Source organism: Pseudarthrobacter sp. HLT1-3 (assembly GCF_059383535.1).
Genome location: NZ_JBWZCJ010000017.1, coordinates 71,928 through 84,550 on the forward strand (window position 1 = coordinate 71,928; position 12,623 = coordinate 84,550).

13 protein-coding genes are annotated in these 12,623 nt (G+C 68.3%); 8 read left to right on the forward strand and 5 right to left on the reverse strand.

Going from position 1 to position 12,623, the window contains the following annotated elements; genetic code table 11:
- The first annotated feature begins 69 nt into the window (after nt 1–69).
- The 4 genes from AC50X9_RS14960 (at nt 70) to AC50X9_RS14975 (ending at nt 3,441) form a co-directional block, all read left to right on the forward strand.
- A complete protein-coding gene (locus tag AC50X9_RS14960; protein WP_494894536.1) occupies nt 70–525 on the forward strand; it encodes a (deoxy)nucleoside triphosphate pyrophosphohydrolase in 456 nt (151 codons plus the stop codon).
- An 86-nt stretch (nt 526–611) separates the two neighbouring features.
- Nucleotides 612–1,754, forward strand: a complete 1,143-nt coding sequence (locus AC50X9_RS14965; protein ID WP_494894537.1) for a Re/Si-specific NAD(P)(+) transhydrogenase subunit alpha — start codon at nt 612–614, stop codon at nt 1,752–1,754.
- Nucleotides 1,754–2,071 (forward strand): NAD(P) transhydrogenase subunit alpha part 2, encoded by a 318-nt coding sequence (locus tag AC50X9_RS14970; protein ID WP_494894583.1) that lies wholly within the window; start codon nt 1,754–1,756, stop codon nt 2,069–2,071. Before AC50X9_RS14965 ends, AC50X9_RS14970 begins: the two co-directional genes overlap by 1 nt.
- Nucleotides 2,068–3,441 (forward strand): NAD(P)(+) transhydrogenase (Re/Si-specific) subunit beta, encoded by a 1,374-nt coding sequence (locus tag AC50X9_RS14975; protein ID WP_494894538.1) that lies wholly within the window; start codon nt 2,068–2,070, stop codon nt 3,439–3,441. The genes AC50X9_RS14970 and AC50X9_RS14975 overlap by 4 nt, the downstream gene beginning before the upstream one ends.
- An 88-nt stretch (nt 3,442–3,529) precedes the next feature.
- Here the strand turns inward: AC50X9_RS14975 and AC50X9_RS14980 are convergent, their stop codons facing one another.
- Nucleotides 3,530–4,735, reverse strand: coding sequence for an Rv2578c family radical SAM protein (locus tag AC50X9_RS14980; RefSeq protein ID WP_494894539.1), 1,206 nt, complete (start codon nt 4,733–4,735; stop codon nt 3,530–3,532).
- A gap of 285 nt (nt 4,736–5,020) precedes the next feature.
- Complete coding sequence (locus tag AC50X9_RS14985; RefSeq protein WP_494894540.1) at nt 5,021–5,413, reverse strand: hypothetical protein; 393 nt, start codon at nt 5,411–5,413, stop codon at nt 5,021–5,023.
- 155 nt (nt 5,414–5,568) lie between these two features.
- On the opposite strand from AC50X9_RS14985, the gene pcp reads away from it, so the two are divergent.
- Nucleotides 5,569–6,210, forward strand: coding sequence for a pyroglutamyl-peptidase I (gene pcp, locus AC50X9_RS14990; RefSeq protein ID WP_494894541.1), 642 nt, complete (start codon nt 5,569–5,571; stop codon nt 6,208–6,210).
- 121 nt (nt 6,211–6,331) lie between these two features.
- Here pcp and AC50X9_RS14995 read toward each other — a convergent pair whose 3' ends face one another.
- Both AC50X9_RS14995 and AC50X9_RS15000 read right to left on the reverse strand, forming a co-directional pair.
- Nucleotides 6,332–6,970 (reverse strand): SIMPL domain-containing protein, encoded by a 639-nt coding sequence (locus AC50X9_RS14995; RefSeq protein WP_494894542.1) that lies wholly within the window; start codon nt 6,968–6,970, stop codon nt 6,332–6,334.
- 2 nt (nt 6,971–6,972) lie between these two features.
- Nucleotides 6,973–7,482, reverse strand: a complete 510-nt coding sequence (locus tag AC50X9_RS15000; RefSeq protein WP_494894543.1) for a hypothetical protein — start codon at nt 7,480–7,482, stop codon at nt 6,973–6,975.
- Nucleotides 7,483–7,696: 214 nt separating this feature from the next.
- On the opposite strand from AC50X9_RS15000, the gene pheS reads away from it, so the two are divergent.
- Genes pheS through AC50X9_RS15015 form a run of 3 tightly spaced genes read left to right on the forward strand, consistent with a single transcriptional unit; the run spans nt 7,697 to nt 12,059 of the window.
- Complete coding sequence (gene pheS, locus AC50X9_RS15005; protein ID WP_494894544.1) at nt 7,697–8,758, forward strand: phenylalanine--tRNA ligase subunit alpha; 1,062 nt, start codon at nt 7,697–7,699, stop codon at nt 8,756–8,758.
- A 2-nt stretch (nt 8,759–8,760) separates the two neighbouring features.
- On the forward strand, nt 8,761–11,304 hold the full coding sequence (gene pheT, locus AC50X9_RS15010; protein WP_494894545.1) for a phenylalanine--tRNA ligase subunit beta: 2,544 nt from the start codon (nt 8,761–8,763) through the stop codon (nt 11,302–11,304).
- Between the two features lie 5 nt (nt 11,305–11,309).
- Nucleotides 11,310–12,059, forward strand: a complete 750-nt coding sequence (locus tag AC50X9_RS15015; protein ID WP_494894546.1) for a 4'-phosphopantetheinyl transferase family protein — start codon at nt 11,310–11,312, stop codon at nt 12,057–12,059.
- 44 nt (nt 12,060–12,103) lie between these two features.
- Here AC50X9_RS15015 and AC50X9_RS15020 read toward each other — a convergent pair whose 3' ends face one another.
- Nucleotides 12,104–12,553: a VOC family protein gene (locus AC50X9_RS15020; protein WP_494894547.1), complete on the reverse strand. Its 450-nt coding sequence runs from the start codon at nt 12,551–12,553 to the stop codon at nt 12,104–12,106.
- Between the last annotated feature and the right edge of the window lie 70 nt (nt 12,554–12,623).

Below are 12,623 nucleotides of genomic sequence, written 5' to 3' on the forward strand. Positions count from 1 at the left end.
TTCCGGGTACTCGCCGAAGGCGGACCATTTCATTCTCCCCTAAGCCGGCAGCGCACCTAGACTTGGGGCGTGACTGAATTGATCAGCGTCGTAGGCGGCGCGGTACTGGACTCCCTGGCCGCACCCGGGCGGCTGCTCGTGGCGCGGCGGACGGCGCCCCCGCGGTTCGCCGGCATGTGGGAGTTTCCCGGCGGCAAGGTCGAGTCCGGCGAGTCAGCCGAGCAGGCCCTGCACCGTGAGCTGCTCGAGGAACTTGGCGTGACCATCCGGCTCGGCGCCGAGCTGGGCGGCGGATCCGCCGACGGCTGGCCGCTCAACGAGCGCGCTGCGATGCGGGTGTGGTTCGCGGAACTGGTCGACGGCGTGCCCCACCCCCTCCAGGACCACGATGAGCTGCGCTGGATCGACCTCAGGGACCGCGACGAAGTGCTGGGTCTGCCGTGGATCCCGGCTGACCTGCCCATCGTCGAGGCGCTGCTGGACAGGCTGCGGGTTTCGGATCCGTCGGCCGTTTCCGCGAACTGAGCAAAGCTCGTCGGCCGCTGCGGCCCCACCTCTCGCCAAAGCGTCAAGCATGTGACTACGCTGAAGCGAATCGAGAGGAGCAACCCGTGCAGGTCGGTGTCAGACGGGAGCAACGGGCAGGGGAGCGCAGGGTTGCTGCCACCCCGGAGACGGTGCAACAACTCAGGGCCCTCGGCCTGGACGTGGCTGTGGAGATCGATGCGGGCGCCGAGGCCGGGTATGCGGACGCCGCGTTCGCTGCGGCCGGAGCGTCCATCGTTCCCGAGCTGACCGCCGACTCCCTGGATGTCCTGCTGCACGTCCGGCCGCTCGAACCGGAGGCCGCCGCGCGGCTCCGCCCAGGCACCATCACGATCGGTTTCGCCTCCCCGGGGTCCGAACTGCCCGGTGTGCACGCCCTCGCCGCCGCAGGGGTCACCTCCTTTGCGCTGGAGCTCGTGCCGCGCATCTCCCGGGCCCAGTCGATGGACGCACTCAGTTCCCAGGCGCTCGTCGCCGGCTACCGCGCCGTGCTGGAGGCGGCCCTGCGCTATCCCAGGTTCTTCCCGCTCTACATGACGGCCGCCGGAACCATCCCGCCCGCCCGGGTGCTCGTCCTGGGGGCCGGCGTCGCCGGACTGCAGGCGATCGGCACCGCGAAACGTCTCGGGGCGCGGGTCTCCGCCAACGACATCCGCGCGGCCTCCGCCGACGAGGTCGCCTCGATGGGCGGCACTTTCATCCACCTTGACCTCGACGCTGCCGCGGAGGGCAGCGGCGGTTACGCCCGTGAGCTTGGCGAGGACCGGGCCACACGCCAGCGGGCCCTGCTCGCCCCGCACGTGGCAGTGGCGGATGTCCTGATCACGACGGCGGCCATCCCCGGCCGTGCGGCCCCCCTGCTGGTGACGACGCAGATGGTGGCCGGCATGCGGGCCGGTTCGGTCGTCGTCGATCTGGCTGCGGAATCCGGCGGAAACGTCGAAGGAGTTGTCGCAGGCCGGGACCTCCAGATCCCGGTGGACGGCGGTTCCGTGACCCTGGTGGGGCTGCAGGACGCCGCCTCGGCGATGCCCTCCGATGCTTCCCGGCTGTTCGCCAAGAACGTCGCTAACCTGCTGGCCCTGATGACCTCCGACGGCAAAGTTGTCCCGGACTTCGACGACGAGGTCGTCGCCGGCGCCTGCCTCACCTACGGTGGCACGGTGCGGCATGCCGCTACCGCCGAAGCACTGGAGGCTCTCAAATGATGGATCCGATCACGCTGTTGACCGTGGTGGTGCTCGCCGTTTTCGTGGGATTCGAGGTCGTCTCCAAGGTGACCAGCAAGCTGCACACTCCGCTGATGTCCGGCGCCAACGCCATCCACGGGATCATCCTGGTCGGCGCCATTATCGTGGCCGGGCAGGCGAGTGACCCGTGGCTGCTGATGGTGGCCCTGATCGCCGTCGTGCTGGCGACCGCCAACCTTGTCGGTGGATTCGTCGTCACGGACCGGATGCTGGAGATGTTCGGCAGCCGGAAGCCCTCGCGGCCCCGTGCAGGTGCCGGGGAGGATGTCACATGAGCGTCCTCGGGCCCGGATGGACCGCGCTGTTCTACCTGGCGGCTGCTGTCTGCTTCATCCTCGCGCTGAAAGGCCTGAGCTCGCCACGGACCGCCCGGCGGGGCAACGCCATCGGGGCGGCCGGCGCCCTCGTGGCCGTCGTCACGGTGTTCCTCTCCGCGAAACTGGAGAACATCCCGCTGATCATCGCCGCGATCGCGGTCGGTTCCGCAGTTGCCGTCCCGGTGGCCCGGCGCGTGCAGATGACCCAGATGCCGCAACTGGTGGCCCTGTTCAACGGGGTCGGCGGCGGCGCCGCAGCGCTGGTCGCGGTGCTGGAACTGGGCCACAGCGGGGACCCCTGGGTGCGGCTGGCCGTCGTGTTCACGATGCTGGTCGGCGCGGTCTCCTTCGCCGGCTCGGCCGTGACGGTGGGCAAGCTGCAGGAGCTGATCAGCACCCGCCCCCTGCTGTTCCCCGGAATGCCGGTGGTAATGGGTGTTGTGGTGCTGGGGGCCGTCGCCGCCGGAGGCCTCGTTGTCATCACCGGTTCGGTCGGCTGGGCGGTGGCGCTGCTGGTGTTGGGCCTGGTGGCAGGACTTCTGCTGGTCCTTCCCGTCGGCGGGGCCGACGTGCCGATTGTGATTTCCCTGCTCAACGCTTTCACGGGGCTCGCGGTCGCCGCGTCAGGCATTGTGCTGGGCAATGTGCTCCTGCTGGTTGCCGGCACGCTGGTTGGGGCCAGCGGTACCATCCTGACCAAGGTGATGGCGTCCGCTATGGGCCGCGGCGTGACAGGAATTATGTTCGGCGCTTTCCGGGGCGGCTCGACGGCGGGATCCACCGTGCAGAGCGACCGGCCCGTACGCTCCTCCTCGCCGGAGGACGTCGCCGTCCAACTCGGCTATGCCCAGCGGGTGGTGATCGTCCCCGGCTACGGGCTTGCCGTGGCCCAGGGCCAGCACACCATCGCGGAGCTCGCCATTGCGCTGGCGGCCCGCGGCGTCGAGGTGGTCTTTGCCATCCACCCGGTGGCCGGACGGATGCCAGGCCACATGAACGTGCTCCTCGCGGAAGCCAACGTTCCGTATGAGGCGTTGAAGGAGCTGGAGGAAGCCAACCCGGAGTTCCCCAACACCGACGTGGCGCTCATCGTGGGCGCCAATGACGTCGTGAATCCCGCAGCCAAGTCCACCCCCGGGGCGCCGATCTACGGGATGCCGATCCTGGAGGTGGCCCAGGCCGGGCAGGTGGTGTTCCTGAAACGCTCGATGCGGCCCGGTTTCGCCGGGATCGAGAACGAGCTGCTGTTTGATCCGAAGACCACGCTCCTGTTTGGTGACGCGAAGGACTCCCTCACCCGCGTCCTGGGCGCCGTGAAGGCGCTCTAACAGTCGGCCCGCGGCCCGCAAAGCGTTCTAATCGGCGTCTCAAGAAGGCCTTGGAAAGGTCCTGCCAAGAAACCCTCCAGCGGTCCCGCTAGAAGAGGGTGGGCTGCGCCGCCTCTGTTGCCGCCCGCGTGCCGGACGGGAGTGCCGCCGTGTCGGGGATGCTTCCGGCCGGGTACTGCGCTTCCTCCTCCCGCGGATCAGTGCTGCCCGGATCGTCGTTGAGGTCGCGGTGGCTGAATCCCTGCGAGCCGGAGAAGCCGTGCCGGGCTTTGAAGTACCGGATGCGTCCGGAGAGCCAGGTCCGGTACTCCTTGGAGGCGTAGGAGCCGGTGCCGTACAGCCGCCGGTACTTTCCGGCGAGCTGGGGATGCTCCCGGGCGATCCACTGCATGAACCATTCGCGGGTTCCGGGCTTGAGGTAGAGGGCTCCGGCGGTGACGCCGGTGGCGCCCGCCGCGGCCAGGGAGCCGAACAGGGAATCCAGGGCCTCGTCGCTGTCCGAGAGCCAGGGCAGGATGGGCATGGCCATCACCCCGCACGGCAGCCCCGCCTCCCGAAGCCGGCTGATCAACTCCAGGCGCGCCCGGGGACCGGGTGTCCCCGGCTCGACGGCCTCGGAGAGGTGCTCGTCCGTCATCGCCAGCGAGATGCCGACGCCCACGGGCACCTGGGCCGCGGCATGCTTCAGGAGCGGGATGTCCCGGGCCAGCAGCGTGCCCTTGGTCAGGATCGACAGGGGAGTGCCCGAATCCGCCAGGGCCCCAATGATGCCCGGCATGAGCTGGTAGCGGCCCTCGGCCCGCTGGTAGGGATCCGTGTTGGTGCCCAGGGCCACGTGCTGCCGCCCCCAGGAGGGCTTGGCCACTTCCCGGCGCAGGACCTCGGCGGCGTTGATCTTGACGACCACCTGGCTGTCAAAATCCAGCCCGGCGTCGAAATCGAGGTAGGTGTGGCTTTTCCGGGCGAAACAGTAGACGCAGGCGTGGCTGCAGCCGCGGTAGGGGTTGATGGTCCATTCAAAAGGCATCCGTGAACCGGCGACCACTTTGTTGAGCACCGATTTGGCGGTGACCTCATGGAAGGTGACCCCGGCGAACTCGGGCGTGGTCACGGAACGCACCAGCCCGATCAAAGGGAGCAGGGGATCGGTAGAAGGGACCGCCGGGGATGCGCTCCCCGCCCCACCGGTACCAGTAGCAACTGGTGTGCCACCCGAGGCGTTGCGCCCGCTGGCCTTGTCCACGAGGGCAGTGCCTCCGGGCACCGGTTTCAGTGCTTGTGCGTCCCATCTCATGGACCTATTCGAATATATGTTCTAGTTTAAGTCAAGGACCCTTGGGGGCAAGTCGCTGGACGTGCCTCACAGAAAGGACGGTGCCCCAGAGGAAAACCATGAGGTCCCGGCAGCACGCCTGCTCAGGTGGCCCGACTCTGCTCGCGTCGTCCCGTTGCCGCCCTCAGCTGTCCCTTGCGCTGCCTGGTGTTGTGGTTACTGACGAACGAACCTAAGGGAGTGAGTAGGGGCCACAGCATAAGGACGTCCAGCCGGAGCCCACAGTCTCTGACGGAGGGGCCTTGCCTAATCGCACGCCATTTCCACGATGTCCAGGCACTGGATCAGGACGTGTTCGGGCTGCCGTGGATCATCACGCCAGATTCGGACTGGTAGTTCCCTGGTGAGAGTTCTGATGCCGGTGATGCGGTCCAGATACACGGTACGGATCTCCACAAGACGTCGCTCAGTGGCGAGCGTGCCCTCGAAGAGCAGCACAAAGTCGGGACTTGGGGTGTCGAAGGTGATCTTGATTTCAACGTCACCTTCGGCGTCGTGTTGAACGGCAAGGGCCAGCATGCTGCTGGACTGCCAAACATTGGCCACCCCGTCGATGTCCGGGACCTCCGGATTGTCTTCGGTTTCCAAAAGCATCAGGGCATTCGGAAAACCGGCGCTCGAATTGAAGAGATAGCTCATGCCGGGACTCCTTAGGAACTTGGGGTCTGCGCCCTATTGACGCGCTGACGTCAGTATCTCCAGGAGTCTTTTCGAAAGGGTGGATTTGGCCGCCGTCTTGCATTCTCAGGCACCGCCGGCCGACCCCACGGCGGACCGCCTTGTAGGCTGGGGCGATGATTCTCCTGACAGGTTTCGAGCCCTTCGGCGGCGAAAGCATCAACCCGTCGTGGTCGGCAGCGCGGGAAGCGGCGGCCCGGCTCCGGACCGAGGGAATCGACGCTCGGGCCGTGGAGCTGCCCTGCGTCTTTGGGGGAGCGATTCGCGTGCTGGAAGCGGCGCTGGAGGAGCACCGCCCGGAGCTAGTGGTCTGTGCCGGCCAGGCCGGCGGACGTTCCCGGGTTTCGCTGGAACGGATCGCGATCAACTGCGATGATGCGCGGATCCCGGATAATGCGGGCAGCGTGCCCGTGGACCAGGCGGTGGTCGCCGGGGGACCGGCCGCGTACTTCAGCACTCTTCCGGTGAAGGCGGCGCTCGCGGCGCTCCTGGCGGCGGGGATCCCCGCCGAGGTATCCCAGACCGCAGGCACGTACGTCTGCAACCACGTCTTTTACGGTCTGATGCACGCTCTGCGGCTTAGGCCCGGAACGCGGGGAGGGTTTGTCCACGTTCCGTACGTGCCGGCACAGCTGCCGCCGGGGAGCACGGATCCGGCGCTGCCGCTGGAACAGCTGGCGCAGGCGCTCGCCGTCGTCGTCCGGAGCGCCCTGGCGACGACGGCGGACCTGAAGTTCGCCGCCGGAGCCACGCACTAGCGGTCCCGGGTGCTGCCGGCCCGAGCCTGCCGGCCCAGGGTGCTGCCGCCCCCGAGCCTGCCGGCCCCGGGTGCTGCCGCCCCCGAGCCTGCCGGCGCCTATTTCTGGTGGCTGGGGCGCCTCAGCCGAGCAGTTCCCACACCACATTCACCGTGGCGCTGACGCTGGATTCGCCCGCCTCCACGGTGAGCGACTCCACCGCGGCGGCCCGCTGCATTTTCGCCACCGGGATCGGTGCCGGGTACCCGGTCTGCTGCGTGAGGGAAACAACCTTGCCCAGTGCGGCTCCGGCGAGGGACGCGAAGTGCCCGGCCGTAGTGAGGGCGTCCTGCCAGGCGGCCTCGCGGGCACGCGCCGTAACGGCGGCGGGATCGGCGAAACCAAGTTCCAGCCCGTTCAGCCGGACAGCGTTGCCGCCGGCTGCGACCGCGGCGGCGATGACCTCCGAGGATTTGCCCAGTTCCCTGAGCCGGACGCTCAGCACGCTCGAGGCCAGGTAGCCCGAGACGACCTGGCCGCGGCCCTCCTGCCAGTTCACCTCGGCGCGGACATTGAGTCCCGTCGTCGTGATATCCGGATTCGCCACGCCGTAATGGCGGAGTTCCGACGTGATGGCCGCGGAGACGCGACCCGCCTCGCCGTAGGCAGCACCGACGTCCTCCTGGCGGCACTCGACGCCGATCGAGAGGGTCAGCAGATCAGGTACAGCTTCCGCGCTGCCGGATCCGGTGACTGAAATGCTCCTGGGGCTGTCGGTCATTCTTACGCCTCGTTCCGTTCTGGGGTCGTCGGGGCCGTCCGGTGTCTGGATCCGGGTTTTCTGGATCCGGCAGGGACATCCGCCGTTGGAATCCGGGGCTTGGGTGCCCGCTTCGGCTCCGGATAGCCGCCCGCGCGCAGGCCGGCCTGCCGTTCGAAGACATTGCGCGAGCCGGGGTTGCCGGTCCGGGCCAGGGACAAGCCTGCCGCGAGGAAGTACAGCGGCAGGAAGGGCAGGCCCAGGCACCAGGCGTACTGGGTGCTGTGGCGCTCCTCGTGCCGCAGCAGCCCCGGGTTGGCCAGGGCTTCCTCGGGAGCGGCGCGGAACAGCACCACATTGCCGACCGTAAAGGCGCCGGCGAAAGGCAGCCGCCAGCGGTACCCGGTGGCGATCAGCAGGCCCCGGGGCCCGCGGCGGACAGGCGTGCGGGCGCAACCGGCCAGCAACAACCCCAGTGGAGTGGTCGCATTCAGTACATTGGCGAACTGCCGCAGCCTTTGTCCCGGCGTCATAACGCCATGCTAGCCGGGGACCCGGCTGCGGGATACGTAGCAGGGCCCGGGGAGCACCGTCACGTTCGGGCACCTGAGCGGGGTCAACTAGACTGAAGGGGAGTGCCCGCCGCAGCTTTTTTTGGCGAGCCCTGCCCTTTGTCAACGCGCGGGTCCCTGCACCTGTTGGTCCCGTGCCCGTTGGCATAAACCGACTCGTAGCTAAGAACAGTAGATGACTGAAACTTTGCCGGGCGCCGGCGTCCCGAATCCCCTGGATGAAGCCGCCATCACCGCCGCCGTAGACCAGGCCGTTGCCGCCATTGCCGCTGCCTCCACGCTCGATGAACTCAAAGCCGCACGCCTCGCGCACACCGGCGAGAAGTCCGCGCTGAGCCTCGCCAACCGTGGGATCGGCGGGCTGCCGAAGGACCAGAAGGCCGCCGCCGGAAAGCTCATGGGCTCCTCCCGCGGACGCGTCAACAAGGCGCTCGCGGACCGCACGGCCGAGCTCGAAGCCGAGAACGACGCCCGCATCCTGGTCGAGGAGACCGTCGACGTCACGGCGGCCCCGCGCCGCCGTCGTGCCGGTGCACGCCACCCGCTCTCCACGCTGCAGGACCGCGTTGCGGACATCTTCGTCGGCATGGGCTGGGAGATCGCCGAAGGCCCCGAGGTCGAGTCCGAGTGGTTCAATTTCGACGCTTTGAACTTCAAGCCGGACCACCCGGCCCGCGAAATGCAGGACACCTTCTTCGTGGAGCCGCCCGAGGCCCACCTCGTGATGCGCACCCACACCTCGCCGGTGCAGGTCCGGTCCATGCTGGAACGCGAACTGCCCATCTACGTGCTGTGCCCGGGCAAGGTGTTCCGCACCGATGAGCTCGACGCCACGCACACCCCGGTGTTCCACCAGTTCGAGGGCCTGGCCATCGACAGGAAGCTCAGCATGGCGGACCTCCTGGGCACCCTGGAGCACTTCACCCGGCAGATGTTCGGCGACGAGGCGTCCGTCCGGCTGCGTCCGAACTATTTCCCGTTCACCGAGCCCTCCGCGGAGCTGGACATCTGGCACCCGGGCGCCAAGGGCGGCCCGCGCTGGATCGAATGGGGCGGCTGCGGAATGATCAATCCCAACGTGCTCCGCGCCGCGGGCATCGATCCGGACATCTATTCAGGTTTTGCCTTCGGCATGGGCATCGAGCGTGCGCTCATGTTCCGCAACGAGGTCGGCGACATGCGCGACATGATCGAAGGCGATGTACGTTTCAGCGAGCACTTCGGGATGGAGATCTAACCATGCGTATCCCACTTTCCTGGCTGCGTGAATTCGCGCAGGTACCGGCCGGAGCGACGGCCGAAGACGTGATGGCCGACCTGGTCAAGGTCGGTTTTGAAGAAGAAGCCGTGCACCGGCCGACCGACACCCTGCAGGGCCCCATCGTGGTGGGCCAGGTCCTGAGCATCGTCAAGGAACCCCAGACCAACGGCAAAACCATCAACTGGTGCCAGGTCCGGGTTGTCCCCGAAGGACAGCAGCAGAGCCTCACCGGCGAGGGCATCGACCCCTCCGGTGTGCAGGGCATCATCTGCGGCGCCCACAACTTCGTGGAAGGCGACAAGGTGGTGGTCACGCTTCCGGGCGCCGTGCTGCCCGGTGACTTCCACATCTCCGCGCGGAAGACCTACGGCCACCTGTCCGCCGGGATGATCGCGTCCGTGCGTGAGCTCGGCATCGGTGAGGACCACGACGGCATCCTGGTGCTGTCCCGGATCGGGCTCGACCCGGAAATCGGCACCGACGCCATGGAACTGCTGGGTCTCTACGACCAGGCCGCCGAAATCAACGTCACCCCGGACCGCGGCTATGCCTTCTCGATCCGCGGTGTGGCCCGTGAGTACGCCCACGCCACCGGCACATCCTTCACCGACCCGGCCTCCAGGGTTCAGACACCCGCGGCACTGTCCGGCGGCTACGGCATCAAACTCAACGACGACGCCCCGATCTACGGCAAGCCCGGCTGCGACCGCTTCGTGGCCCGCACCGTCCGCGGGGTCGACGCCACGAAGCCGACACCGCAGTGGATGACCGCCCGGCTGCGGCTCGCCGGCATCCGCTCGATCTCGCTGCCGGTGGACATTTCGAACTACGTCATGCTCGAACTCGGCCAGCCCACCCACAGCTACGACCTGGACACGCTGTCCGGCGACATCGTGGTCCGCCGTGCGGTGGCCGGGGAAAAGATCACCACCCTGGACGCCAAGGAACGCGCACTCGACGTCGAGGACCTCCTCATCACCGACGGTTCCGGCGCGATCGGCATCGCCGGCGTGATGGGCGGCGCCGCCACCGAGGTCTCCCGTTCCACCACAAACGTCCTCGTGGAGGCGGCGCACTTCGACGAGGTGTCCATCGGGCGCTCCCGCCGCCGCCACAAGCTGCCCTCCGAAGCCTCCAAACGCTTTGAACGCGGCGTTGACTGGCAGGTGGCCGGCGTCGCCGCCCAGCGCGTCGTTGACCTCCTGGTCCAACTCGCCGGGGGCACCGCCGATGCGGCGGGGACCGACGTCGGGACCGCGCCGGACGCTGTCACCGTCGAGCTGCCCGCGACGTTTGCCGCGGAACGGATCGGCATCGAGTTCACCGAGGAGCAGATCCTCACCTCGCTCGAGGACCTGGGCGCCGTCGTGGTGAAGCACGACGGCGGGTACACCGTGACCCCTCCGAGCTGGCGGAACGACCTGGAAACCAAGGAGGACCTCACCGAGGAGATCGCGCGGCTGGTCGGCTATGACCAGATTCCGGCGACCCTGCCGGTGGCGCCCCCGGGCCGCGGGCTGACCCGCGTCCAGCAGCAGCGCCGGCGCCTCGTCCAGGCGCTGGCGGCCTCCGGCCTTACCGAGGTCCTGGCGTATCCGTTCGTCTCCAAGGCCGCCAACGACACCTTCGGTGTGCCCGCGGAGGGCTCCGCGCGCAAGGCCCTCAAGCTGGCCAACCCGATCAGCGAGGAACACGGCTACCTGCGCACCTCGATCCTGCCGGGCCTGATCGAGGTCGCCAAGCGCAACCACTCCCGCGGCTTCCGCGACCTGGCCCTGTTCGAGGCAGGTCTCGTGTTCCTGCCGGGCGACACCCTCGGCACTGCTTCGATCCCGCCGCTCGGCGCCAAGCCCAGCGATGAGGTTCTCGACGGCCTGTACGACGGCGTCCCGGACCAGCCGCTGTACGTCGCCGCCGTGCTGACCGGGCATGACTCACCGGCGGCCGCCGGCCACACGCCCCGGGCGTGGGACTGGGCCGACGCCCTGGACATCACCAGGATCGCTGGTGACGTCCTCGGCGTCGAGATCGTGATCAGCCAGGGTCGGCACCAGGCCTTCCACCCCGGGCGGACCGCGCAGTTGTCGCTCCGCACCGGCGAAGTCGTCGGCTACGCCGGCGAGCTGCACCCGAAGCTGCTGGACGCGCACGACATGCCGGCCCGGTCCGTGGCACTCGAGTTCAACGCGGACGCCCTCTTCGAGGCCGCGGCGGACGTCATTGTCGCCCGGCACATCTCCACCTATCCGGTGGCCAGCCAGGACGTTGCCCTGGTGGTTCCGCAGGAGGTCCCGGCGGAAGACGTGCTTGCCGCCCTGCGCGAAGGAGCCGGCGAGCTGCTTGAGGACGTCACGCTCTTCGACGTCTACGCGGGCAAGGGCATCGAGGAGGGCAAGAAGTCGCTGGCCTTCAGCCTGCGTTTCCGTGCCGCCGACCGCACGCTCACCGCTGACGAAGCATCCGCGGCCCGCGAGGCCGCCGTGGCCGTCGCCCACGAGCGCTTCGGAGCAGTCCAACGCTAAAGCAGATGGGGAACAGAGTCACCCTCGCCGTTTCCGGAATCACCGTCCGGTCCGTTCGTCTTGCCGACGTCGGACCGGACGCTGAGGCGTTCCTCGGTCCCGCCGAGCGGGCGCGTGCCGCCGGCATTAGGGATCCGAAAACCCGGCGGGAGTTTGTGGCCGGGCGGATCGCGCTGCGGGGTTTCGCCGCGGAGCTCCTGGGTGTGCGCCCCGGTGAGCTGACTGCCGACTATTCCTGCCCGGACTGCGGCACGGGTCCAGGACTGGACCACGGCCGGCCCGGATACCGGCCGCGCAAAGATCCTGGGGGCCCGGGCGCCGGCCACAGCCTCAGCTTGAGCCCTTCCCGCGGCCGCGGTCCCAGCGCCGGCCGCCTCAGCCTGAGCCTTTCCCGCAGCCGCGGCTGGGCCCTGCTGGCCGCCGGCGCCCGTGGATCGGGGGAGACTGTTGGCATCGACCTGGAGCACAGGTCCGGCGTCGGGTTTCCCGGCTTCGACGACGTCGTCCTCACCCCGGCGGAACGGCAGCTTCTCTTAGCGCTGCCACCGGACCGGGCGGACCGCTGGCGGACAGCCGTGTGGGCGCGCAAGGAAGCCCTACTCAAGGCCCGAGGCACCGGACTGCGGGTGGACCCGGGTTCGATCGAGGGCTTCCCAGAGCCCGCCGATGGCACCGTCCTTGTTGAGCTGGACACCGCTGCCCTCGGCCTGCCCGAAGGCTTCGCCGCGGCACTGGCCGTCCTGGACGGGAAGTAGCAGACGCAATCAGGCTGGGAGCGTTCGCTGCCAGGAGCTCCCAGTCACTTTTCCGAAGTCGGCTGCAGGGAATCTCCCGAGGTGAACGCTGGAGCCGCGCCGAGCTGACCTTCTCGTTCCTGATCTTCGACTTCCCGGACGGAGCGGGACAGCAGGCAGAACTCGTTGCCCTCAGGATCAGCCAGTACCACCCAGCTGACGTCCGGCCCCTGCCCCACGTTTGTTCGCCGCGCGCCGAGGGCGAGCAGGCGCTGGAGCTCCTCTGAAGTGGACACGCCGTCGGCCCGGAGGTCAAAGTGCAGCCGGTTCTTGACGGTTTTGCCCTCGGGCACCGCGATCACATCGATGGACGGCAAGGTCTTATCGTGCGGCGCGATGCTGATGACACCGCTGTCCGCTTCGACGACTTGCCAGCCGAGGGCGGCGCACCAGAAGTCGGCGACCACCCGTGGCCGGATCGCGTCGATGGCAATGACAGCTAATTTGCTCGGCATGGCACCACGATAGCCCGGGAGTTGCAGCCGTGGGCGGTGCCGGCTCCTCAGGACCTTGAGAAGACCGTTC

Bases quoted from the DNA above. Each gene is read 5' to 3' on its own strand.
- AC50X9_RS14975 (WP_494894538.1), top strand. From the start codon at position 2,068: ATGAGCGTCCTCGGGCCCGGATGGACCGCGCTGTTCTACCTGGCGGCT.
- AC50X9_RS15020 (WP_494894547.1), bottom strand. From the start codon at position 12,553: ATGCCGAGCAAATTAGCTGTCATTGCCATCGACGCGATCCGGCCACGG.
- AC50X9_RS15015 (WP_494894546.1), top strand. From the start codon at position 11,310: ATGGGGAACAGAGTCACCCTCGCCGTTTCCGGAATCACCGTCCGGTCC.
- AC50X9_RS14985 (WP_494894540.1), bottom strand. From the start codon at position 5,413: ATGAGCTATCTCTTCAATTCGAGCGCCGGTTTTCCGAATGCCCTGATG.
- AC50X9_RS15000 (WP_494894543.1), bottom strand. From the start codon at position 7,482: ATGACGCCGGGACAAAGGCTGCGGCAGTTCGCCAATGTACTGAATGCG.
- AC50X9_RS14970 (WP_494894583.1), top strand. From the start codon at position 1,754: ATGGATCCGATCACGCTGTTGACCGTGGTGGTGCTCGCCGTTTTCGTG.
- pcp (WP_494894541.1), top strand. From the start codon at position 5,569: ATGATTCTCCTGACAGGTTTCGAGCCCTTCGGCGGCGAAAGCATCAAC.
- AC50X9_RS14995 (WP_494894542.1), bottom strand. From the start codon at position 6,970: ATGACCGACAGCCCCAGGAGCATTTCAGTCACCGGATCCGGCAGCGCG.
- pheT (WP_494894545.1), top strand. From the start codon at position 8,761: ATGCGTATCCCACTTTCCTGGCTGCGTGAATTCGCGCAGGTACCGGCC.
- pheS (WP_494894544.1), top strand. From the start codon at position 7,697: ATGACTGAAACTTTGCCGGGCGCCGGCGTCCCGAATCCCCTGGATGAA.
- AC50X9_RS14980 (WP_494894539.1), bottom strand. From the start codon at position 4,735: ATGAGATGGGACGCACAAGCACTGAAACCGGTGCCCGGAGGCACTGCC.